At 39.1% G+C, this 22,117-nt stretch carries 27 protein-coding genes; 24 read left to right on the top strand and 3 right to left on the bottom strand.

Going from position 1 to position 22,117, the window contains the following annotated elements; genetic code table 11:
• Positions 1–40: 40 nt before the first annotated feature.
• Positions 41–1,012 (bottom strand): asparaginase, encoded by a 972-nt coding sequence (locus tag ABVF21_RS16265; RefSeq protein WP_303530944.1) that lies wholly within the window; start codon positions 1,010–1,012, stop codon positions 41–43.
• A gap of 125 nt (positions 1,013–1,137) precedes the next feature.
• On the opposite strand from ABVF21_RS16265, the gene prsW reads away from it, so the two are divergent.
• From prsW to rpsA, 7 genes are all read left to right on the top strand, one after another.
• Positions 1,138–1,824: a glutamic-type intramembrane protease PrsW gene (gene prsW / locus ABVF21_RS16260; RefSeq protein ID WP_371018598.1), complete on the top strand. Its 687-nt coding sequence runs from the start codon at positions 1,138–1,140 to the stop codon at positions 1,822–1,824.
• A 173-nt stretch (positions 1,825–1,997) separates the two neighbouring features.
• Complete coding sequence (gene sleB, locus ABVF21_RS16255; protein ID WP_303531137.1) at positions 1,998–2,729, top strand: spore cortex-lytic enzyme; 732 nt, start codon at positions 1,998–2,000, stop codon at positions 2,727–2,729.
• 14 nt (positions 2,730–2,743) lie between these two features.
• Positions 2,744–4,093: a germination protein YpeB gene (gene ypeB, locus ABVF21_RS16250; protein WP_371018597.1), complete on the top strand. Its 1,350-nt coding sequence runs from the start codon at positions 2,744–2,746 to the stop codon at positions 4,091–4,093.
• Positions 4,094–4,106: 13 nt separating this feature from the next.
• Positions 4,107–4,274, top strand: coding sequence for a DUF5359 family protein (locus ABVF21_RS16245; protein ID WP_194221947.1), 168 nt, complete (start codon positions 4,107–4,109; stop codon positions 4,272–4,274).
• 151 nt (positions 4,275–4,425) lie between these two features.
• Positions 4,426–5,097, top strand: coding sequence for a (d)CMP kinase (cmk, locus tag ABVF21_RS16240; RefSeq protein WP_303530950.1), 672 nt, complete (start codon positions 4,426–4,428; stop codon positions 5,095–5,097).
• A gap of 4 nt (positions 5,098–5,101) precedes the next feature.
• Positions 5,102–5,686 carry a lysophospholipid acyltransferase family protein gene (locus ABVF21_RS16235; protein ID WP_303530952.1) on the top strand — a complete coding sequence of 195 codons (585 nt, stop codon included), beginning with the start codon at positions 5,102–5,104 and terminating at the stop codon, positions 5,684–5,686.
• Positions 5,687–5,868: 182 nt separating this feature from the next.
• On the top strand, positions 5,869–7,014 hold the full coding sequence (rpsA, locus tag ABVF21_RS16230) for a 30S ribosomal protein S1 (protein WP_226613796.1): 1,146 nt from the start codon (positions 5,869–5,871) through the stop codon (positions 7,012–7,014).
• Positions 7,015–7,083: 69 nt separating this feature from the next.
• Here rpsA and ABVF21_RS16225 read toward each other — a convergent pair whose 3' ends face one another.
• Positions 7,084–7,221, bottom strand: a complete 138-nt coding sequence (locus tag ABVF21_RS16225) for a YpzI family protein (RefSeq protein WP_303530954.1) — start codon at positions 7,219–7,221, stop codon at positions 7,084–7,086.
• Between the two features lie 130 nt (positions 7,222–7,351).
• Here ABVF21_RS16225 and ABVF21_RS16220 point away from each other — a divergent pair, with 130 nt between their 5' ends.
• The 17 genes from ABVF21_RS16220 (at position 7,352) to ndk (ending at position 20,447) form a co-directional block, all read left to right on the top strand.
• Entirely contained in the window at positions 7,352–7,951 is a 600-nt protein-coding gene (locus ABVF21_RS16220) for a YphA family membrane protein (protein WP_303530956.1), read from the top strand.
• Positions 7,948–8,838 carry a YIEGIA family protein gene (locus tag ABVF21_RS16215; RefSeq protein ID WP_226613789.1) on the top strand — a complete coding sequence of 297 codons (891 nt, stop codon included), beginning with the start codon at positions 7,948–7,950 and terminating at the stop codon, positions 8,836–8,838. Before ABVF21_RS16220 ends, ABVF21_RS16215 begins: the two co-directional genes overlap by 4 nt.
• Positions 8,835–9,020: a capping complex subunit for YIEGIA gene (locus tag ABVF21_RS16210; RefSeq protein WP_371018596.1), complete on the top strand. Its 186-nt coding sequence runs from the start codon at positions 8,835–8,837 to the stop codon at positions 9,018–9,020. The genes ABVF21_RS16215 and ABVF21_RS16210 overlap by 4 nt, the downstream gene beginning before the upstream one ends.
• A 197-nt stretch (positions 9,021–9,217) precedes the next feature.
• Positions 9,218–10,531, top strand: a complete 1,314-nt coding sequence (gene der, locus ABVF21_RS16205; RefSeq protein ID WP_194221939.1) for a ribosome biogenesis GTPase Der — start codon at positions 9,218–9,220, stop codon at positions 10,529–10,531.
• Between the two features lie 51 nt (positions 10,532–10,582).
• Positions 10,583–11,182, top strand: a complete 600-nt coding sequence (gene plsY / locus ABVF21_RS16200) for a glycerol-3-phosphate 1-O-acyltransferase PlsY (protein ID WP_303530961.1) — start codon at positions 10,583–10,585, stop codon at positions 11,180–11,182.
• Between the two features lie 12 nt (positions 11,183–11,194).
• A complete protein-coding gene (locus ABVF21_RS16195) occupies positions 11,195–12,250 on the top strand; it encodes an NAD(P)H-dependent glycerol-3-phosphate dehydrogenase (protein ID WP_303530962.1) in 1,056 nt (351 codons plus the stop codon).
• A 69-nt stretch (positions 12,251–12,319) separates the two neighbouring features.
• Complete coding sequence (locus tag ABVF21_RS16190; RefSeq protein WP_194221936.1) at positions 12,320–12,571, top strand: stage VI sporulation protein F; 252 nt, start codon at positions 12,320–12,322, stop codon at positions 12,569–12,571.
• 320 nt (positions 12,572–12,891) lie between these two features.
• A complete protein-coding gene (locus ABVF21_RS16185; RefSeq protein ID WP_303530963.1) occupies positions 12,892–13,089 on the top strand; it encodes a DUF2768 domain-containing protein in 198 nt (65 codons plus the stop codon).
• Between the two features lie 32 nt (positions 13,090–13,121).
• Positions 13,122–13,841 (top strand): hypothetical protein, encoded by a 720-nt coding sequence (locus ABVF21_RS16180; RefSeq protein ID WP_303530964.1) that lies wholly within the window; start codon positions 13,122–13,124, stop codon positions 13,839–13,841.
• A gap of 220 nt (positions 13,842–14,061) precedes the next feature.
• Positions 14,062–15,540 carry a stage IV sporulation protein A gene (gene spoIVA, locus ABVF21_RS16175; RefSeq protein WP_194221933.1) on the top strand — a complete coding sequence of 493 codons (1,479 nt, stop codon included), beginning with the start codon at positions 14,062–14,064 and terminating at the stop codon, positions 15,538–15,540.
• Positions 15,541–15,930: 390 nt separating this feature from the next.
• Entirely contained in the window at positions 15,931–16,203 is a 273-nt protein-coding gene (locus ABVF21_RS16170; protein WP_048309232.1) for an HU family DNA-binding protein, read from the top strand.
• Between the two features lie 118 nt (positions 16,204–16,321).
• Complete coding sequence (gene folE, locus ABVF21_RS16165) at positions 16,322–16,888, top strand: GTP cyclohydrolase I FolE (protein ID WP_194221932.1); 567 nt, start codon at positions 16,322–16,324, stop codon at positions 16,886–16,888.
• A gap of 23 nt (positions 16,889–16,911) precedes the next feature.
• Positions 16,912–17,133: a trp RNA-binding attenuation protein MtrB gene (gene mtrB / locus ABVF21_RS16160; protein WP_098443979.1), complete on the top strand. Its 222-nt coding sequence runs from the start codon at positions 16,912–16,914 to the stop codon at positions 17,131–17,133.
• A 213-nt stretch (positions 17,134–17,346) separates the two neighbouring features.
• A complete protein-coding gene (locus tag ABVF21_RS16155; RefSeq protein ID WP_194221931.1) occupies positions 17,347–18,174 on the top strand; it encodes a heptaprenyl diphosphate synthase component 1 in 828 nt (275 codons plus the stop codon).
• A gap of 3 nt (positions 18,175–18,177) precedes the next feature.
• Positions 18,178–18,891, top strand: coding sequence for a demethylmenaquinone methyltransferase (locus ABVF21_RS16150; protein WP_303530971.1), 714 nt, complete (start codon positions 18,178–18,180; stop codon positions 18,889–18,891).
• A 41-nt stretch (positions 18,892–18,932) separates the two neighbouring features.
• Positions 18,933–19,901: a heptaprenyl diphosphate synthase component II gene (hepT, locus tag ABVF21_RS16145; protein ID WP_371018595.1), complete on the top strand. Its 969-nt coding sequence runs from the start codon at positions 18,933–18,935 to the stop codon at positions 19,899–19,901.
• A gap of 102 nt (positions 19,902–20,003) precedes the next feature.
• On the top strand, positions 20,004–20,447 hold the full coding sequence (ndk, locus tag ABVF21_RS16140) for a nucleoside-diphosphate kinase (protein ID WP_194221928.1): 444 nt from the start codon (positions 20,004–20,006) through the stop codon (positions 20,445–20,447).
• A gap of 80 nt (positions 20,448–20,527) precedes the next feature.
• Here the strand turns inward: ndk and ABVF21_RS16135 are convergent, their stop codons facing one another.
• Positions 20,528–21,946 (bottom strand): amidase, encoded by a 1,419-nt coding sequence (locus ABVF21_RS16135; RefSeq protein WP_371018594.1) that lies wholly within the window; start codon positions 21,944–21,946, stop codon positions 20,528–20,530.
• Between the last annotated feature and the right edge of the window lie 171 nt (positions 21,947–22,117).

The following is a 22,117-nucleotide window of genomic DNA, read 5'->3' as shown; positions in this document are numbered from 1 at the left end:
GTTTTTGTGCTTTTACAAATCAGGGAAGGTCTCTGTTTCATCATCGTAAAAAGAAATTGTGTAATTCCTTTGGGTCTTCTGTTGCTTCGAGTGCAACGAGTAATTTCAAACGCGCTTTTTGTCCATTTAATCCGTTAGAGAAAATTACTCCATGTTCTTTTAAATGCTTGCCACCGCCTTTATAACCATAAACATCTTGTACAATGCCATTAAAACACCTAGAAACCATGACGATGGCGATTCCTTTCTCTCTTAGATGTTTGATTCCCTCCATCATATCCGGTGGTAAATTCCCCTGTCCAAGCGCTTCTATTACGATGCCATTAATGCCAATATCTCCAGCAGCAAATAGTAGCTGTGAATCCATTCCTGCATAAGCCTTTAGAAGCATGACATTTTTCGTTAGTCCAGAAATATGATAGCGGTCTCTCATCGTTAAAGTATGATGAAAGAAGACACGTTGTTTTGTAACGATCCCGATAGGGCCATATTGAGGACTTTGAAAAGTGGAAACGTTACTCGTATGCGTTTTTGTCACATTTTTTGCTGTATGTATTTCATCGTTCAACACAACAAGCACGCCTTTTCCTTTAGCTTCATGGCAAGAAGCTACTTTTATGGATGAGAGAAGATTATATGGCCCATCAGAGCCAAGCTCATTGCTTGAGCGCATCGCACCTGTTACGACGACAGGCAGATCTGTTTGGAGAACAAGATCTAGAAGGTAAGCTGTTTCTTCTAGTGTGTCGGTTCCATGCGTTATAACCACTCCGCTGATGTGTTCTTCTTTGATTCTCGTTTCAATCCTTTCCGCAATAGTAAACATGACCTCAGGTGTCATATGCGGGGAGGGAATGTTAATGTAATCATCAACAATAACGTCATTTCCGATTAGTAATTCGCTCAGTGTTGCATTTAGAGGATTTTCTTTACCTGGGCTAACAGCACCAGAGTTCTTATTTTCCTCCATAGCGATAGTTCCTCCGGTATGAATGATCAATAGCTTGCTCATTGCGTCACCTCATCGTTTTCCTAATAATTGTTTCCTTAAATAAAGTAACATGATACGATTATAAAAGTATAGGTATGACTGAGCCTGCTTAAAAATGAGGTTCAGGATAGAAATGGGGAAAGCCTATGTTAGCAGCAATAACTGCTGGAATAGCACCAGGCATTGCGCTTCTTTGTTTTTTTTATTTGAAACAACATCAGTATGAATCTGAGCCAATAGGCCCGGTTGTACGAAGTTTTGTGTTTGGCGCTATGTTAGTATTTCCAGTAATGGTGATTCAGCATGGTTTTGAGGTCGAAAACTTCTTGCAATCACCATTCAGTCAAGCTTACTTGATGTCTGGACTGCTTGAAGAATTTCTAAAATGGTTTATTTTCTATTTTACTGTATACATCCATATAGAGTTTCATGAGTTTTATGATGGGATTGTTTATGGTGTTGCTATCTCACTAGGGTTTGCATCTGTTGAAAATGTCTTTTATCTTTTTGCATATGGCATTCAAGAAGCATGGTGGAGAGCGCTTCTTCCTGTTTCAAGCCACGCTTTATTTGGCTTAATTATGGGTTCTTATCTTGGAAGGGGAAAATTCTCATTGCAAAATAAGATTGGAAAGTGGATTTCTCTATCTCTTTTCGTTCCATTTATGTTTCACGGAACATATAATTATTTAGTTCTTCAGGTGAACAGCAATACCATCTATTTAATGATTCCATTTATGCTTGTTCTATGGTTTATAGGTGTAAGGAAAATCAAAGCTGCAAACCTTAATCAAGCAGAATTAATGGAAACGAAAGAAAACATGCCAATATGATAACAGTTTGAAAGATGCCGAAGAGGCATCTTTTTTGTTTTGTATAAAATACCTTCTGATACAAAAACTACACTTATGAAAACAGAATGATCAGGGAGGTCCACATCATGAGAAAGACAGTTCTTATTCTAAAAATCCCTCTAATAATTGGTCTAGTCTGTGCACCGCTTGTCATGGTATTTGATATGGAGAATCGAGCAGATGCATTTTCTAACCAAATCATCCAGAAGGGCGCAACAGGCAGCGATGTCATTGAACTTCAAGCACGCTTAAAGCATATAGGGTTCTATACAGGCTCAATTGACGGCGTATTTGGATGGGGGACTTATTGGGCGGTTAGAAACTTTCAGTATGAATTTGGAATGGATGTTGATGGACTAGTTGGTCCTGAAATGAAAGCGAAGTTAAACAAGTCTACAAAGTATGATCCTTCCATTCAGCAACAGGCGAATAGTGGCCAAAGTCCTAATGTTTCACAATCAAATCAAAATAATGAAACGAATAAGCCAAAAGACTCAACTACTCAGGCGAAAAACGTGCCGTCCGGTTATTCCCAAAACGACATTAAGTTACTTGCAAACGCAGTTTATGGTGAATCAAGGGGGGAACCTTACGAAGGTCAGGTTGCGGTTGCCGCGGTCATACTAAACCGTGTTCAAAGTGCTTCATTTCCAAACACAGTTTCAGGAGTGATTTTTGAACCGAGAGCTTTTACGGCTGTCTCAGATGGACAAATATGGCTTACTCCAAATGAAAGAGCGAAAGAAGCTGTGATTGATGCAATAAATGGATGGGACCCAACTGGGGAAGCATTGTATTATTTCAATCCAAACACGGCAACTTCTGGATGGATTTGGACAAGGCCGCAAATCAAACAAATTGGTAAGCATATATTCTGTGAATAGTGGAGGTGGTTAATATGATTCGTTCGATTTTAATTGGTGCGCTCGCAGTAGGCGTTGCTGGAACTAGCTACTGGGGGTACAAGGAACATCAAGAAAAAAATGCCGTGTTAATTAATGCGGAAAACACGTATCAGCGTGCTTTCCATGACTTAAACTTTCATATGGAAGCACTAGAAGAGAAGATAGGGTCGACATTGGCGATGAACTCCCGTGGCAGTCTATCTCCTGCCCTTGCAGAGGTATGGCGTTTAACGTCTGAAGCTCAAAATGATGTTGGACAACTGCCGCTAACGCTAATGCCTTTTAATAAAACGGAAGAATTTTTAACAAACATAGGCTCATTTAGTTATCGTGTAGCTGTACGTGATCTTGATGAAAACCCTCTGTCAGATGAAGAATATAAAACATTGAAGGAATTGCATAGTCATTCCACAGATATTAAAAATGAACTGAGAAAAGTGCAGGCGATGGTCATTGATCATAACTTACGTTGGATGGATGTGGAGCTTGCTCTAGCTTCAGAAACACAGGCTGAAGATAACACGATTATTGATGGATTTAAAACAGTTGATAAACAAGTGGAAGGGTATAGTGAAGTAAACTGGGGACCTGAGATTACTCAATTAAATGAAAAGAAAGAAAACCTGGACAAAAATATAGTCGGGAAAAAACTAACTGAAAAAGAAGCAAAGGAACATGTAATTGACTTTCTGGATCTTGATCCTAAAGCAAGCATTGATATAACGACTACTGGGGAGAAGTCAAAATACAAAGCCTATAGTTTATCAATTGAAGAGCCAGATACGAAATCTAGTATCAATCTAGATGTTACAAAAAAAGGGGCAAAACCAATCTGGATTTTGATGGATAGGAAAATAGGAGATCAGAAGCTTAGTCTAAATGAAGCCGCTGATCGAGCGAGAGCATTTCTAAAAGAGCATGATATAACAAATATGAGCATTTCAGAAAGTAGTCAATATGATCGAGTAGGTGTATTTACTTTTGTATACAATCAGAAAGATGTTTTAATTTATCCAGATGCTGTTCACATTAAAGTTGCGCTTGATAATGGTGATATTTCCGGCTATGAATCCTTAGAGTATTTAACAAACCACCATGAAAGATCTTTGGGCTCCCCAACTATTTCCAGAGATCAAGCGTTAGAACAAGTGAATCCGAATGTCCAAATAATGGAAGAAGGGTTGGGTGTCATTCGAAACGATCTTGGAGAAGAAGTATTATGCTATGAGTTTATGGGTACGATTGATAATGAAACGTATCGCATTTTTATTAACGCATCTAACGAAAGAGAAGAAAGAGTAGAAAAAATGGACGGTACCGAAATGAATTACGATACCCTATGAGAGGAGCGAATGTATGGCGAGAATGGAACAATTATTAATAAAACTCATCGTCATTCAATTTGTTTTTCTTATTATTTCTCAAGTTCTTCTAACTCAAGAAGAATTTCGTATCTATCTAAGTAAAGCGATTTATTATGAAGGTGTGCTAAAGGATATGCCTCCCCTGATTAGACGCCAATAGTGAATAGACCGATAAAATGTCTTGTGTTATGATAAATATGACATTTTGGCCGTACTGAGGAAAGCAGGTTCTCCTGCTTTTTTTGTACGTTAAATTGTCATTTATATGATCTAATTCGGATGGATGAATGGAATTTGGAGGCAATAATAATATGAACAAGCGAATAAATATAGCAATTGACGGTCCAGCAGGAGCTGGTAAGAGTACAGTTGCAAGAAAAGTAGCAGATAACCTATCTTTCCTTTATATTGATACAGGTGCAATGTATCGTGCATTAACGTATAAAGCTATTGAGAAGGACATTGATTTAGAGAATGGTCCGCTTCTTAAAGCACTTCTAGATGATACTGTGATCGACCTACAAGTTGGTGAAAGTGAACAGCTTGTCTTGGTTGATAACATGGACGTAACAACAGATATACGTTCTTATGCTGTCACGAACAATGTTTCCTTTGTAGCAAGACAAAGTGAAGTGCGATTAGAAATGGTAAAGAGACAAAAGATGTTAGCTGATCGTGGAGGCGTTGTAATGGATGGACGTGATATCGGTACACACGTTCTTCCTGAGTCAGAACTTAAAGTATTTTTAAGTGCTTCTGTAGAAGAAAGAGCCACGCGACGATATAATGAACTTATTGGAAACGGGATTGAAGCGGATTATGACCGTATCAAGGATGAGATTGCTTTAAGAGATAAGCGTGACACTGAGCGAGAAGTAGCCCCTCTTGTAAAAGCGGACGATGCCATAGAAATTGATACTACGAAGATGACAATTTCTGAAGTAGTGGACCAAATTTTACAATTAGCAAAAGAAAGGGCATGATCAAGTGAGCTTATACGGAGTAGGAAAAGGCTTATTTCATTTTTATTTCAAGGTATTCAATCGTGTAACAGTTGTTGGTCGTGAGAATATACCGAAAGACAAAGGGATTCTTCTTTGCTCAAATCATATCAATAACCTTGATCCGCCGCTAGTAGGAGCCATGTTTCCTAGAGATGTTCATTTTATGGCTAAATCAGAATTGTTTACCATTCCGATACTAGGTAAATTGATTCATAAGGTTGGGGCTTTTCCGGTAAAACGAGGAATGAGTGATAAACAAGCTCTTAGAAGTGGAATGAAATTTTTGAAAGATGGCGGCGTTGTCGGTTTGTTTCCAGAAGGTACGAGAAGCAAAGATGGCAAACTAGGCGAGGGGCTCTCTGGAGCAGGTTTTTTTGCTTTACGTCCAGAAGTGATGGTCGTACCGTGCGCAATTAAAGGATCTTATAAGCCTTTTGGCCGCTTGAAAATCGTGTACGGAAAACCAGTTGACTTATCGCCGCTTCGTGAAGAACAGGGAGCAGCTAAAAAAGCCACTCAGGCTATCATGAAAGAAATTCAAGATCTTATTGAAATTCATCATAAATAATTCGATATTGTTAAAAAATTTAAATAAATGTGTCAGGATACTTGACAAATCCGTCATTTTTAGTGAAAGTTAGAGGAAAGGGTGCTTAACTTTTCAATAAATTTCTTTCGCTATAAGTGGAAGACTTTTATAAATCATATCGAAAAGTTTTATTTCTTTTGGATTGAAGGAGGAGTTTGTCAATGGGTGAAGAGATGAATCAGGAAATGACTGAGTTCAAATCATTCGAAATTGGAGAAGTGGTGACAGGTAAGATCTCCAAGGTTGAAGAAAAACATGCATCAGTAGATGTAGGTTTTAAAGTTGATGGAGTGCTGCCAATCAGCGAACTGTCAAGCCTTCACGTCGAAAAGGTTAGCGACGTGCTCTCAGAAGGTGATGAAATAGAAGTTAAAGTAATCAAAGTTTCTGAAGATGAGCTAGTGCTTTCTAAGAAGGCAGTCGAAGCTGATCAAGCCTGGGATGCTCTACAGGAGAAGTATGAAAACTCCGTTGCATTTGATGTTGAAATTGCAGACGTAGTTAAGGGCGGCCTTGTGGTTGACCTTGGTGTTCGCGGATTTATCCCGGCTTCTCTTGTAGAAAGACATTATGTTGAAGATTTCTCAGATTACAAAGGCAAAAACCTGAGCGTTAAGATTGTGGAATTTGATCCAGAGAAAGCAAAAGTGATCCTGTCACATCGTGCTGTTCTTGAGCAAGAGGCGGATCATAAGAAACAAGAAACGCTAGCATCTCTTCAAGCAGGACAAGTTGTCGAAGGGACAGTTCAACGTTTAACCGATTTCGGTGCTTTTGTAGATATCGGTGGAGTGGATGGCCTCGTTCATATTTCTCAGATGGCTCATCATCGTGTTGAAACCCCATCTGAAGTTGTAACAGAAGGTCAACAAGTGAATGTTAAAATTCTTTCTGTTGATCGTGACAACGAACGTATTTCACTATCCATTAAAGAAACACTCCCGGGACCGTGGGAAGAAGTAAAAGGAAAACTTAGTACTGGAGATGAAATCGAAGGCACAGTGAAGCGTTTAGTTAGCTTCGGTGCATTCGTAGAAGTGGCTCCGGGTGTAGAAGGGCTTGTTCATATTTCAGAAATCTCGAACAAGCATATAGGAACTCCTCAAGAAGTTCTTTCAGAGGGAGAAACAGTTCGAGTGAAGATTTTGGATGTTAATCTTGATGAAAAGAGAATATCATTAAGCATCAAAGTCCTCGAAACTGAACAAGTATCAAATGAAGTTGAAGAATATCAGAAAGAAAGTGACGGCAACTCGCCATTCTCTCTTGGAGATATGATCGGTGATCAGCTTAAAAAGTACAAATAAGTAAATGAAATCCTCTCTGCACTCATGCAGAGAGGATTTTTTTTGATTTTCTAGCTAGAAGGAAACATATTAATTCTGTCCATTTCGTTTTCGAGCTTGATCTGGTCCTTCAAGCATTGCTGCTCCATCATGTGAAAGCGACTGATCACGATCAGACTCAACTCGTTTCGATTTCTTAAGTTTTCTATCTTGTCGATCTTTTCCCATCATTTAGCCTCCCTTCAACTGAACCTTTTCTTATCATGAAAAAAATCTTCGAAAGTTATTCATTTACAATTTTTAAGTCTATCTCTCATGAAAACGTCCCATACTGTTCATAATGAGAGGAGGTAACGGAGTGGATGGGGCGATTTTTATTTGGTTTGTATGGATGGGAGTTGTCATCACAGTCTTTTTTCAAAAGCCATCTTTAGAAAGGACTGGGTCAGCGTTCTTAATGTTAGTGGCAATATGTGTCGTGAATAAAACCGTCAACCTGATGGGTTTTTCTGTAGCTGTTGTACTAGTGCTTGCTTATATTTGTGGATATCTCCTCTGGATAAAGAACGGTGTAAAAACGGTTTACGCCATGATATTACTCATTATGTTAACAGCAGCTTATACTTCGATTCAGCTGTTTGCTATATATGATCCTGTTTTTACTTACTTGTATACGAAGTGGTCGGTTGCCGCAATTCTTTTTATTATTATTCATCTAACACTGAATGGCTTTGCAGAGAGATGTTCATTATTAATTCTTAGTATCGTTCATGGTGAGGTTATATTAACAATGATTTTTCGAGGAATGGGGTTTGAGCGAACTGCTGGCGAATTAGCTTCCTTCGATGTAATGGCTATATCGATTATGGCGACATGGGTCTGGTCCTCCTTCGTGAAATTAACAGTTCATTTAGAAAAAACTGTCAAAAAACATCAAGAAAGACGGGGATATTCATGAATGAGTATACAATACCAATTCTATTTGGTGTGATAGCCGGTACGCTTGCGAGAATTTATATGTTTCGAACAGATTATAGGCAATACCCTACTTATCCACATGGAATGATTATACATCTCGCGCTTGGTTTTATTGCAGCTTCACTCGGGGCGCTCGTCGTTCCATCAATTATGGAGCAAGAATTTACAGCGGTGACCTTCCTAACCCTAGCTGCATCGCAATTTCGGGAAGTGCGCAATATGGAAAGAAAAACTTTAACTGAAATGGATTCACTAGAGCTTGTCCCTCGTGGAGCGTCCTATATAGAAGGGATAGCTGTAACCTTTGAAGGGAGAAATTATTTAGTGATTTTCATTTCATTTGTCACGTCATTTGCTTATCTTGCAATAAATGTGTGGGCTGGATTAGTTGCTGCATTTCTTGCTTTTCTAGTAGCCAAAAAATACATGACTGGAAGTAAACTCGGGAAAATTGCGAATATTGAACAAAAAGAAGTTAAATTTGAAGGTGCAGGGCTATACGTTGATAACATCTACATTATGAATATTGGCATACCAGCGAGACAAAAAGAAATTTTAGAACATGGACTTGGATTTACGATTTCTCCAAAGAATTTTGATGCGCGAATGACGATTGGTAATCTCGGACAAAGACAAGCGATCCTTCATGACCTTGCTATATCTCTTGGTGTATACCGGGATTCAGGAACGCCTGCATTAGTTCCATTAATTAAACGCGATTTAGACGATGGTCGAATTGGAGTTTTTATTCTACCTCAAAATAAAAGCGTGGATCTTGCCATGAAAGTCATTTCTCAAGTACCAACTCTTGAAAATGCGATAAGGATGCCTACGGAAACGAAGAAAAAAGGAAGTGACTCATCATGATTATTGAGAAAGCGATACTTGCAACTGTTACACTATCATTAGCTCAGGCCCCTGTAGGAGCGAATGTGTTTGTATGTGAATCTCAAGATGAAATGGACGGCGTAGCCGCTGATCTTGAAGCTATACTAGATGGAATTGCTCATAAATTGAGCAATGGTGTTTATATTATTGTGAAGCATTAGCAAGTTTTCAAAGAGAAGTTACCAAGTTTCATTTGATCGTCTGTTGTTCATTGGTTGCTTTTTTGATAAGATATAAAAGCTATCGAAGACTATGCCCTTCTTATAGAGGAGGGTTTTTTACAATGAACTCCTGGAAAGTTTGTCCACGACTTTCTGGTTTCAAGCTTAGATAGTCTTTTAGAAAGGGCGTGCATAAAATGACAAAACCAGTTGTCGCAATAGTAGGTCGACCGAATGTTGGGAAATCGACCATTTTTAATCGTATAGTAGGAGAAAGAGTATCGATTGTAGAAGATACTCCAGGAGTAACAAGAGATCGTATTTATAGCAAAGGTGAATGGCTGAATCGTGAATTTAATATCATAGATACAGGTGGTATTGAAATAGGTGACGAACCATTTCTTTCTCAAATTCGTTATCAGGCAGAAATTGCAATAGACGAAGCGGACGTTATTATTTTCATGGTTAACGGAAGAGATGGCATTTCGAATGCGGATGAAGAGGTTGCTAAAATTCTTTATCGTTCCAATAAACCTGTTGTATTAGCTGTAAATAAAGTAGATAATCCTGAACAGCAAACGTTGATTTATGATTTCTATGCTTTAGGATTTGGAACTCCATTTGGTATTTCAGGTTCACATGGTCTTGGGTTAGGTGATCTTTTAGATGAAGTCTTTAAATCATTCCCTGAAGTAGCAGAAGAAGAATATGACGAAGGAACGATTAAATTCTCATTAATTGGTCGTCCGAATGTTGGAAAATCATCGCTTGTTAATACGATTTTAGGAGAAGAGCGAGTGATTGTAAGTGATATTGCTGGTACAACTCGCGATGCTATTGACTCCATGTTTACTCGTGATGAACAAGATTACGTCATTATTGATACTGCTGGCATGAGAAAGCGTGGAAAGATTTATGAAACGACTGAGAAGTACAGCGTTCTTCGTGCAATGCGTGGGATTGAACGATCTGACGTTGTTTTAGTTGTGATTGATGGAGAAGAAGGCATTATCGAGCAAGACAAAAAAGTGGCGGGGTATGCTCATGAAGCAGGTAAAGCCATTGTTATTGTCGTAAACAAATGGGACGCAGTTGAGAAAGACGATAAGACGATGAGAGAATTCGAACAAAAAATTCGTGATCATTTCTTATTCCTTAGCTATGCACCGATTGTGTTCTTATCTGCCAAAACAAAGCAACGTCTTCATACATTGTTACCAGTTGTTAATACTGTAGCTGATAACCATGCCCTTCGTGTGAAAACGAATGTATTGAATGAATTAATTATGGATTCCGTTGCAATGAATCCAACACCAACAGATAATGGGAAGCGATTGAAAATTAACTATGCGACGCAAGTGGCTGTTAAACCGCCTACCATCGTATTATTTGTTAATGATCCGGAACTGCTTCATTTCTCTTACAAACGCTTTTTAGAGAATCGTATTCGTGAAACATTTGGTTTCCAGGGGACTCCTTTACGAATTCTTGCACGTAGAAAAAGCGAATAATTAAGCTTGTTTCATTCGGGGGAACCTTGCTAATACAAAGGGGGAAATGAGATGATCGCGATCCTGATTTGCATTGCTGCTTACTTGCTTGGATCAATTAGTTTTAGTTATTTAATTGCAAAAATCGTGAAGAAAATAGATATTAGGGATCACGGAAGTGGCAATGCAGGAGCGACAAATACACTTCGAGTGCTAGGGACTGGCCCAGCGGTTGCTGTTCTTGCACTTGATGTAATAAAAGGCATACTTGCCGTCTGGTTAGGGTATTGGTTCACTAGTGAACCAATCGTTCCTTTCCTTGCGGGAATTTGTGCTATCTTAGGTCATAACTGGCCAATCTTTTTTGGATTCCGTGGAGGGAAAGGCGTTGCTACTACGATAGGGGTATTTGCAACAATTGCGTTTTTTCCAGCACTTTATGCTGGCATCATCGCTATTATTGCCATTGTAGTAACGAGATTTGTTTCTCTTGGTTCATTGATTTTTGTAGTATTAACTCCAGCGTTTATTTTCTTACTTGGAGGGAATCCAGCTTCATATATTTTGTTAGGGACGATTCTAGCGATTCTTTCTGTCTGGAGACATCGTACAAATGTAAAGCGACTGTTCTCTGGTACTGAAAGCAAGCTCGGTCAAAAGGTCGAGCAGTAAGGAGGAAGTTCAATGGCGAAAATATCAGTTGTAGGTGCAGGGAGCTGGGGGACAGCTCTTGCAATTGTACTAGCAGATAATCAACATGATGTGACATTATGGGCAAGAAGAACAGATCTTGCAAATGAAGTGAATGAGAAGCATACGAATGAGAAGTACCTTCCTGGTATAAAATTACCTGAGGGGATTAGGGCTACCAGTTCCCTTGAAGAGAGCGTGAAAGATGCTGAAGCTATCTTACTTGTTACACCAACTAAAGCGCTTAGAGAGGTTCTTCCTGAACTTAAGACATACCTATCAACACCGGTTACGCTCATTCATGCTAGTAAGGGAATTGAACCAGAAACATCCAAGCGTATTTCAGAGGTGATTGAAGAAGAAATCCCAGAGGATTTAAGAAAATCGGTTGTCGTTTTATCTGGGCCGAGTCATGCAGAAGAAGTGAGTCTTCGTCACCCTACGACCGTAACGGCCTCTTCTAAATCAATGATTCAAGCTGAGTATGTTCAGGATCTTTTCATTAACTCGAATTTTAGAGTATATACTAATCATGACATCATTGGTGTTGAGCTTGGTGGTGCATTAAAGAATATCATTGCTCTAGGGGCCGGTTTATCTGATGGACTCGGCTATGGTGATAATGCGAAAGCTGCCCTTATCACAAGAGGTTTAGCTGAAATTGCTCGCCTTGGTGCAGCTATGGGGGCAAATCCACTTACCTTTATGGGATTGACAGGTATAGGAGACCTTGTAGTTACGTGTACAAGTGTACATAGTCGTAACTGGAGAGCCGGAAATCTTCTTGGAAAAGGAAATAATCTAGATGAAGTTCTCGAAAATATGGGGATGGTAGTAGAAGGTGTTCGAACTACGAAGGCTGCTTATTATCTCGCACAAAAACAGAACGTAGAAATGCCTATAACTTCTGTGTTATTTGAAGTGCTATTTAATAACAAAGATGCGAAAGATGGTGTAGATCAACTGATGGGTAGGCTTCGAACTCATGAGACAGAAGATCTAACGTCTTTGCTTGCGGACCGTTTTGAATTGAATCCAAAAGAACTCTAAATAGGCTAAGCACGAAGTATTCCTCCTTGCATACACTATGTTGAACGTTAATGGTAAGGAGGAAACTGCGTGAGCGATCTGTTCGATAACATAGAAAAGAAAACCAATGTGAAAAAGGAAGACATTTTTAAGTTAGCTAATTCCGTTCAGGGAGCAGATTTTACTGATGAGAAAACAGTGCGTAAATTAATTGCGAATGTTGCACGCGTTGCTAACGTAAATGTCACAAAAGAAAAAGAAGATCGAATCGTAAAGGCAATCGTAAATAAGAATATGCCGTTCGATTTGTCTGCTATTGCAAAAATTTTCAGTCAAAAATAAAGAATTTAGTAGAAACTTAGGCTAATCAACGATACCGCCTTCGATGTAAGACCATATACTAATAATGAACCATCAATGTGCAGAAGCATACTTCTTTAAGAAATTAGAATAGTCAAAGCTGAAGAAAAGCCCCTTTCTTCAGCTTTTTATTTGTTATTTATGGAAGCGTTACCTTTTAAGATAAAGTACGCTGGCATGTTTTGAAGAGATGTAATTGAGTAGAACCATTGAATTGTTGAAACCTTTAGAGGTAAATGGAGTAAAGATTTGATATAATGGTGGGCAGTGCAAACTAGATTTGTCATATTAGGGGGATTAAAATGTCACCAGCGTTAATTAAGATGTGGGTAGCACTTTCGGCACTAGGGCTAATGTTTATAGCGGTTATGGCGATCATGCTAAGTCGCACGAAGCTTAAAGGTGTTTTCCGAGTGCTTGTGTCAACTTTTGCATATATGTGTATGTTCGTTGCGGGGGTGCTCATGCTTCTCGTCGTGTTTACTGGACCTACTAACTAAATAAGTAAATTTCTAACTAAGGAATGAGTGTAATGAAACGTTTAGCTACTAAAGCTGTATTATGGACATGCCTTGTTTCTCTATTGTCAGGATGCCTGTATCCAGAGAGTCAAAAAAACGAGAATCAAATTCCTTATACAGACCAAATTCAATCTGTTCAAACAGCAGTAGAGCAATTCCAAGAAAATAAGTCCATTCTTCCTATCAAAACAAGAGATCAGGAAACACCAATCTATCAGAAGTATCCAGTTGACTTCAAGAAATTAGTGCCCGCTTTCTTACAGCAAGCACCTGGGAATTCATTTGAAAATGGTGGGGTATTTCAATATGTACTTATTCATGTAGAAGAAGAGCCGACAGTAAGATTAATTGATTTAGTCACTATTGAAAAAGTAAAAGATCTTCAGCTACGTATTAATGATTATAGAAGGAAAAAGAACTATCCACCATTCAAAGATGTTCTTGCAAAAGACCGGTATTCCATCGATTACGATGCAATGGGGATGGATGAAGAGCTGACTGTTAAAAGTCCATTTACAAATGAACAACTTCCATTTTTCTTAGATGAAAAAGGTGATGTACATATTAATTATTCTAGCGACCTTACGAAGGCAATCGAAAGTAATCCAGATCATAGCTATGAAAAGGGCGATGATATCCGAGATTTGTTAGCAGACAATTCGTTTTATGTTCCTGTTGCTTCTGTTGCGTATACAATTGAAAATGATAAAGCTGTTTTTTTAGTGAAATAGGTATTTTCCCTCCTCTTTAGCAATACAACTATTAAAAAGAGGAGGGACTTTTTTATGGGCTTATTCAATAGAGGACGAAAAGTTTACTTAAAGCATCAAATCCTTTTACTGTGAACTGTCATATTTATTGGACAACATCATAGAATGGTAGTGTTCAAGAAAGTCTGCGGTCTGGATTGAATCATTTCGTCCAATGAGGCGGAATTCAGGAGGCGATCACGTGGAGAGAGTAGATATCTTCAAAGATATCGCAGAGCGTACAGGGGGAGATATATACCTTGGAGTCGTAGGTTCTGTTCGAACAGGGAAATCAACATTTATTAAAAAGTTCATGGAACTAATCGTCCTGCCCAATATGGAAAGCGATTCTGATCGAACGAGGGCACTGGATGAACTACCCCAAAGTTCTGCTGGCCGTACCATTATGACGACTGAGCCTAAATTTGTACCAAATCACGCCGTTCAAATTCATGTGGAAGATGGTCTTGATGTTAATGTTAGACTTGTCGATTGCGTCGGATATGCCGTGCCTGGTGCTAAGGGATACGAAGATGAAGATGGGCCAAGAATGATCAATACACCATGGTATGAAGAGCCGATACCGTTTCAAGAAGCAGCTGAAATTGGTACAAGAAAAGTAATTCAAGAACATTCCACGCTTGGCGTCGTGATAACGACTGATGGTTCGATTGGGGAGATCCCAAGACACGACTATCTGGAATCTGAGGAAAGAGTCGTGGAGGAATTAAAAGAAGTAGGTAAGCCATTTATTATGATTGTCAATTCTGCACACCCACACCATCCACAAACGGAGGCATTAAGAGGAGACCTTTGTAATAAATATGATATTCCTGTTATTTCTCTTAGCGTAGAGACTATGACGGAGCATGATATTAACAATGTCATGAGAGAAGTGCTTTACGAATTTCCAGTTCTAGAAGTTAATGTGAACTTACCAAGTTGGGTAATGGTTCTCCACCAAGATCATTGGTTGCGACAGAGTTATGAAGAATCCGTTAGAGAGACTGTGAAAGACATTAAGCGTCTTAGGGATGTTGATCGTGTCGTAGGTCAGTTTGAGGAATTTGAATTTATTCAGGATGCTCGTTTAGCAGGAATTGAAATGGGGCAAGGAATAGCGGAAATTGATCTTTATGCTCCGGAAGATCTATACGATCAAATTCTAAAAGAGGTTGTTGGTGTTGAAATTCGAGGAAAGGATCATCTTCTTCAACTTATGCAGGAGTTTGCATTTGCAAAAGCTGAATATGATCACGTCTCAGACGCTCTTCGGATGGTTAAACAAACTGGCTATGGTATTGCAGCACCAGCGATTGAAGATATGAGCCTCGATGAGCCTGAAATCATTCGTCAAGGGTCAAGGTTTGGTGTCAGGTTGAAAGCAGTTGCCCCATCTATTCATATGATTAAAGTAGACGTAGAATCGGAGTTCGCACCTATCATTGGAACGGAAAAGCAGAGCGAAGAGCTTGTTCGTTATTTAATGCAAGATTTTGAAGAAGATCCGCTTTCAATATGGAATTCAGATATTTTCGGTCGTTCCCTGAATTCTATCGTGAGAGAGGGGATTCAGGCAAAACTTGGTTTAATGCCTGAAAATGCTCGTTATAAATTAAAAGAAACGCTCGAACGCATTATTAACGAAGGATCCGGCGGTTTAATTGCGATTATATTATAACAAAACCGACTCCAATACCTGGAGTCGGTTTTTTACGTTAAGTGGTTTAGAAGAACCGAGAAAAGGGGTATTATCTATTTTAGTGAGTTGTTAGGCTAAGTTGGCAACTTTGGAGTATATCTAACATTTGTCCATCTAAAGCGTTGAATTGCTTGAATTAATAGACAATATAAAATTCACCTTTAGAGCGTTTACAAAACGCTCATTTAGCAGATAATAAGTAAAAAACATTGAAAAATCGTTGAAATCGAGCTAAACGTATTGAATTCTTTTGCATCTTCGTATAATATAGGGCTTGCAAACGTACTAAACGTGCATTGCAACGTATAAATATTGGTCATTAAGTAAATGAATGTATTTATCCATCTCTCTTGAGAGGAGGTGAACAGAATGAACAAGACAGATCTAATCAATGCTGTTGCAGAATCTGCAGAGCTTTCTAAAAAAGAAGCGACAAAAGCTGTTGACTCAGTTTTTGATAACATTATGCAATCCTTGCAAGAGGGTGACAAAGTTCAACTAATTGGTTTTGGTAACTTTGAAGTCCGTGAGCGTTCTGCTCGTAAAGGGCGTAACCCTCAAACTGGCGAAGAAATCGAAATCGCTGCAAGTAAGGTTCCTGCATTTAAACCTGGTAAAGCCCTTAAGGATGCAGTGAAGTAAGAAATACATAGGGCCAAGAAGAGTCGCACATTCTGCGGCTCTTCTTTTTTGCTAACTTTTTCTCCATGTGCTAGAATCTTGATAGGTAATAAAGGCCCTGAATGGAGGAGTAAGAACAATGTACGAAGTTAATCATGAAAAAATACAAGAAGCAGTGAAAATGATCCTTGAAGCGATCGGTGAAGATCCTGAGCGTGAAGGATTGTTGGATACTCCAAAACGTGTAGCAAGAATGTACGAAGAAATCTTTCAGGGGCTGCATCAGGATCCAAAAGAGCATTTTCAGACTATTTTTGGAGAAGACCACGAGGAGCTTGTTTTAGTTAAAGATATACCTTTTTATTCAACTTGCGAGCACCATCTTGTTCCTTTCTTCGGAAAAGCGCATGTTGCCTATATTCCAAAAGGCGGGAAGGTAACAGGACTTAGTAAGCTAGCAAGAGCTGTTGAATCTGTAACGAAACGTCCACAGCTTCAAGAGCGAATTACTTCTACGATAGCAAATTCGATGGTAGACACATTAGATCCACATGGTGTTATGGTCGTAGTTGAGGCAGAACACATGTGTATGACTATGAGAGGCGTTAAGAAGCCTGGTTCATCAACCGTTACATCAGCAGTAAGAGGCGTGTTTGAAAATGACGCTGCTGCACGATCTGAAGTACTTGGTTTGATCAAGGGCTAATCCTTTTAAGCGGAGTGATCGATATGAAGAGTGATAGCAACGATTTTTTTGTAATTAAAGCACTTGAAAATGGTGTGAACGTTATTGGGTTGACGCGTGGATCTGATACAAGATTTCATCATTCAGAGAAACTAGATAAAGGCGAAGTTATGATTGCCCAATTCACGGAGCATACATCTGCGGTTAAGGTGAGAGGAAAAGCTGTCATTCAAACAGAGCATGGTGAAATAAGTACGGAAGAGTAAAGCAGGACATTATAACCTGCTTTTCTTTCATTTCAAAACCTTAGCCGTTCGTTTTAGCTAGAGGGTTATTGTGCTATACTAGGAATGAATACATAATTTATACTTTAACAATGAAAAAAACGACAAAATAAAGTATATGGAAAACGTAAGCTTTCGCAAAAAGACGCGGCTGGCTCACTTTTCTAATTGGAAGACATGTAAGGGGTATGGGATATGACAAATCCGAAAGAAAGTACACATAAAAAAATAGCAGGAGTTCGAGACATGCTTCAGTCTCGCCTATCCCATTCATATTTGCTTCGATTTATTGATTTTCCAGTTATTGATGAAGAGAAGCTATATGTGTTCTATGGCATATTAGAACAAGCGAAGCTCGAACATAAAAGAAAGCAGGATACGCTCCTGTCCATCATGCTTGTGCAGATTGCACTTGATACGCATGAATTAATCTCACTCGATAATATTGAGAACGAAAGTGAACGAAAAAATCGTCAGCTAACGGTGCTTGCTGGTGACTATTTTAGTAGCATGTATTATCATATTCTTTCTAAGTGGGGAGATAATGGTCTGATTCGTACTCTTTCAGAGGCCATTCAGGAAATAAATGAGGCAAAGATGGCTTTTTATCAAACGGACTATACATCAATTGAATCTGTCTTTGATAACATAAAGACGATTGAGTCTATATTAGTTCGGAAAGTTGCTGAACATTATGGTTTAAATAACTGGAGCAATTTTGGAACTCACTATTTTTATATGAACCGTCTTCTTGTTGAACGTAAGAAGGGACTCATTCAATCTGGGTCCGATGTCCTTTATAAGATTGCTGCTACGCTATTATCGGTTAAAGATGCGAAGCTAACAACCAATCAAGTTTCTAAAGTAAGAATTGTACTGGACTCTTATATTTCACATGCGAAGAAAGAGATGGATCAGCTACTTCATAACCATTCAGAGCTTCATCATCTGTTTCAGAAGCGATTTGAATATAATTGGGGTTTACTGGGCATACAGGAAAAGAAAATGGCGGAAGAGGGATAAAGAATGGCTTCATCTAAAGAAGAACGAGTTCACGACGTATTTCAAACCATATCAAAACGATATGATGTCATGAATTCTGTGATTAGTTTTCAACGTCATAAAGCATGGCGTAAAGATACAATGCGACTGATGGACGTTCAGAAGGGAACAACAGCTTTAGACGTTTGCTGTGGTACTGCAGACTGGACACTGGCTATGGCAGATGCCGTCGGTAAAAGTGGAACGGCAATTGGACTTGATTTTAGCGAAAATATGCTTGAAGTAGGTCAAGTGAAAGTCAAGGAAAAGAAAAAAGATAATGTTACACTTCTTCATGGAAATGCGATGAATCTCCCTTTTGAAGATAATTCCTTTGACTATGTGACAATTGGCTTTGGACTTCGTAATGTACCGGATTACAATCAAGTTATTAAAGAAATGTTTCGGGTAGTAAAACCGGGTGGTCAGGTGGTTTGTCTAGAGACAAGTCAACCTACGATTCCAGTATTCAGGCAGGTTTACTATGGTTACTTTAAACACGTAATGCCGGTGCTTGGTAAAGTTTTTGCGAAGAGCTACGAAGAGTATTCATGGTTACAGGAATCAGCAAGCACATTTCCTGGACGCGATGAATTAAAGCAACTTTTCTTTCAAAATGGATTTAGCCGTGTAGACATAAAGCCATACTCAGGTGGCGTTGCAGCGATGCATAGAGGATTTAAGCCAACCAAACCATAAAAGAGAACAGATATTTTGTGAAAATCAGTAAGGTGGATCTCATGAAATTAAAAACGATATACGCTTCTTTAAAAAAAGATTTATCTTTTATTGAATCCGAACTGGAGCAAACGGTAGATGCTCACCATCCTGTTCTCCGGGATGCTTCTAACCACCTATTAAAAGCTGGAGGGAAACGAATCCGTCCTGTTTTCGTTTTGCTCTCAGGTAAATTCGGGGATTATAATTTGCCCCTTATGAAGAATGTGGCAGTGGCTCTTGAACTTATTCATATGGCTTCTCTCGTACATGACGATGTGATCGATGATGCAGAAATGAGAAGAGGAGCCAAAACGATTAAAGCCAAATGGGATAATCGTGTGGCGATGTATACTGGGGACTATATTTTTGCACGAGCGATTGAGCTCGTTACAGAATTGAAAGAACCAGCTGCTAACACCATTTTATCTACTGCGATTCTTGAGATGAGCATCGGTGAAATTGAACAAATTCGTGATCAATTTAACTGGAATCAAAATGTACGAGATTATTTTCGGAGAATCAAGCGGAAAACCGCTCTACTTATTGCTACCTCTTGTGAACTTGGTGCGGTAGCAGCAGGTGCTTCGAAAGCAGAACAGCTTCATCTTAAAAAGTTCGGTTATTACGTAGGAATGTCCTATCAAATTACGGATGATATTTTGGACTACACGGGAACGGTTAAGCAGCTTGGAAAGCCCGCTGGTGGCGATTTATTACAGGGGAATATTACGTTACCGGTGCTTTATGCCATGAATCAAGGTAACAAGGAAGAAATCATGAATGTGTTCTCAGAAGAACTCTATGCTTCTCAGGAGCAAGTAAATCAAGTCATAAGCATTGTAAAGTCTTCTGGAGGTATTGAGCACGCGCGGGACATTAGTGATCGCTATCTTCAAAAGGCGTTTCAAGAATTGGATCAATTACCTTCGCATTCTGCTAGAACCTCACTTAGACAAATCGCAGAATATATAGGCAAACGAAAACATTAAAAGGAAATGTTGTTATTTTTGCGAATATTTGATAGAATTTTGAAGGGCAGAAAAATGCTTTCTGCCCTATACATATAAAGTGTTGAAAGTGAGGAGATTTTTGTGGAGAAAACATTTCTAATGGTAAAACCTGACGGGGTTCAACGTAATTTAATTGGTGGCATTGTATCACGCTTCGAGAATAAAGGCTTTAACTTAGTAGGAGCAAAATTGATGACGGTTTCAAAAGACCTTGCAGAAACTCACTATGGCGAACATAAAGAGCGTCCATTCTTCGGCGAACTAGTAGATTTCATTACATCTGGTCCTGTCTTTGCGATGGTTTGGGAAGGTGAGAACGTCATCTCAACAGCGCGTACAATGATGGGGGCAACAAATCCGAAAGATGCAAGTCCAGGAACGATACGTGGTGACCATGGAGTGCAAGTAAGTATGAATGTCATTCACGGTTCAGATTCTCCAGAAAGTGCTGAAAGAGAAATCGCTTTATTTTTTAATGAAAATGAATTAAATGAGTATGCGAAAACGATTTCAAAGTGGGTTTGATTTTTACAACAAAATGAAAGCGCTTATATAAAAGAATCCGGACAACTAGTCCGGATTCTTTTATTACATGAAGTCTTAAGTTATAAGTTTGGAAATTGGAAACCTTTTTCGATTTCAATAGTATGGGCAATTTGAAGCAATAAACTATCGTTAAATTTCTTAGATGCCGCTTGAAGACCTACTGGTAAGCCTGATTGTGCTAAACCAACGGGTATTGATATAGCCGGGTGCCCGGTACAATTATAAAGCTGTGTCATCATCCAGTCAGAGATAGGGGCGGATGCTTTTCCGTTAATCCGATCCGGTCCTTCGATCTGGTGTGAAAAAGCGGTTACCCCAACTACAGGAGAGAGAATGGCATCAAAACGATTAAGTTCTTTTTGGATGAAATTCCACACTTGTGTTCTCTTCATTTCAGTTTCTCTCAGTTCTACTGCACTGAGCTTTCTGCCTGCTGCAATCATGTTAGAGACAGATGAGCTAAATTGAGATGGGAAACGGTCGTAAAGGGATCCGTAAGCAGACGCTAACCCCGCAAACCACATTTTATTAAAGAAAGAAATTAATTCTTCTAATTTCATCTCAAACTGGAAGGGGATTTTTTCTACTATAGCCCCTTGATCACGTAATATGGAAATAGCTTCTTCAATTGGGCCTAGAATCATTGGGTCATATGGGTATAACCCGAAATCCTCTGTATAGGCAAACTTCTTTCCTTTCACTCCCAACTGCATTTCTTTTTGTAGGTTACTTTCTGGTAGTGGAACCGAGTAAGGGTCATTTGGTTCGTAACCTTCCATAACCGATAGAAGTAATGCCGCGTCTTCGGTTGATCTCGCCATTGGACCATAATGTACAAAAGGCTGTGTAGTTCCGAAGCGATTGATCGGTGAACTATCGAATGGAACGCGGCCAAATGTTGGTTTGAGGCCGATAATGCCATTAAGACTCGAAGGAATTCGAATCGATCCGCCACCGTCACTTCCCTCTGCCAACGGAACGCATTTGCTTGCTACTGCAGCAGCAGATCCACCACTAGAGCCACCGGCAGTTCTAGATGAATCCCACGGATTTTTTGCTGGCCCAGCTAAAAGGTTATCTGTGGTACCTTTATGTCCAAATTCGGGAGTATTCGTTTTTCCAATGATAATTGCACCAGCATCACGAATCCTTTTAACTATCGTTGGTTCTGATTGGGCGATGTGATCTTTAAAAATTGGGGAGCCAAAGGTAGTAAGGCGACCCATCACGGGGGTGAGGTCTTTAAGAGCGATTGGGATTCCGTGTAAAGGACCACGTACTCCACTTTTCATCAGCTCTTCCTCAGCTCCTTTTGCTTCTTTTAAAGCTTCTTCTTCGAAAATAGTGATAAATAAGTTGAATTTAGGATTCAATTGTTTTATTCGTTCAAGATGACTTTGCACAACTTCAACAGGTGAAAGTTCTTTTGTCATTATTTTTTTGGCCATGGATTGAGCGGTTAGGTTTGTAATTTTCATCTGCACACTTCCTTAAGTTAAACTATACCGTCAACTTTAACGAAATATGGCTTATGAGGCAATCAAGTATCGCTTTTAACTATAAACATAACGTGGTTAACAGTAGTAGCAAGGAGGGGATCTTAACAAAGAGGAAGAATAAAAAAATTGTGTTTTTTTAGTTAAATTATG

Origin of the sequence: Pseudalkalibacillus sp. JSM 102089 (assembly GCF_041366475.1) — a bacterium.
Classification (GTDB): domain Bacteria; phylum Bacillota; class Bacilli; order Bacillales; family Guptibacillaceae; genus Guptibacillus; species Guptibacillus hwajinpoensis_B.
The sequence above is the reverse complement of the archived record's forward strand: the minus strand, read 5'-3'. Positions and strand labels throughout refer to the sequence as shown.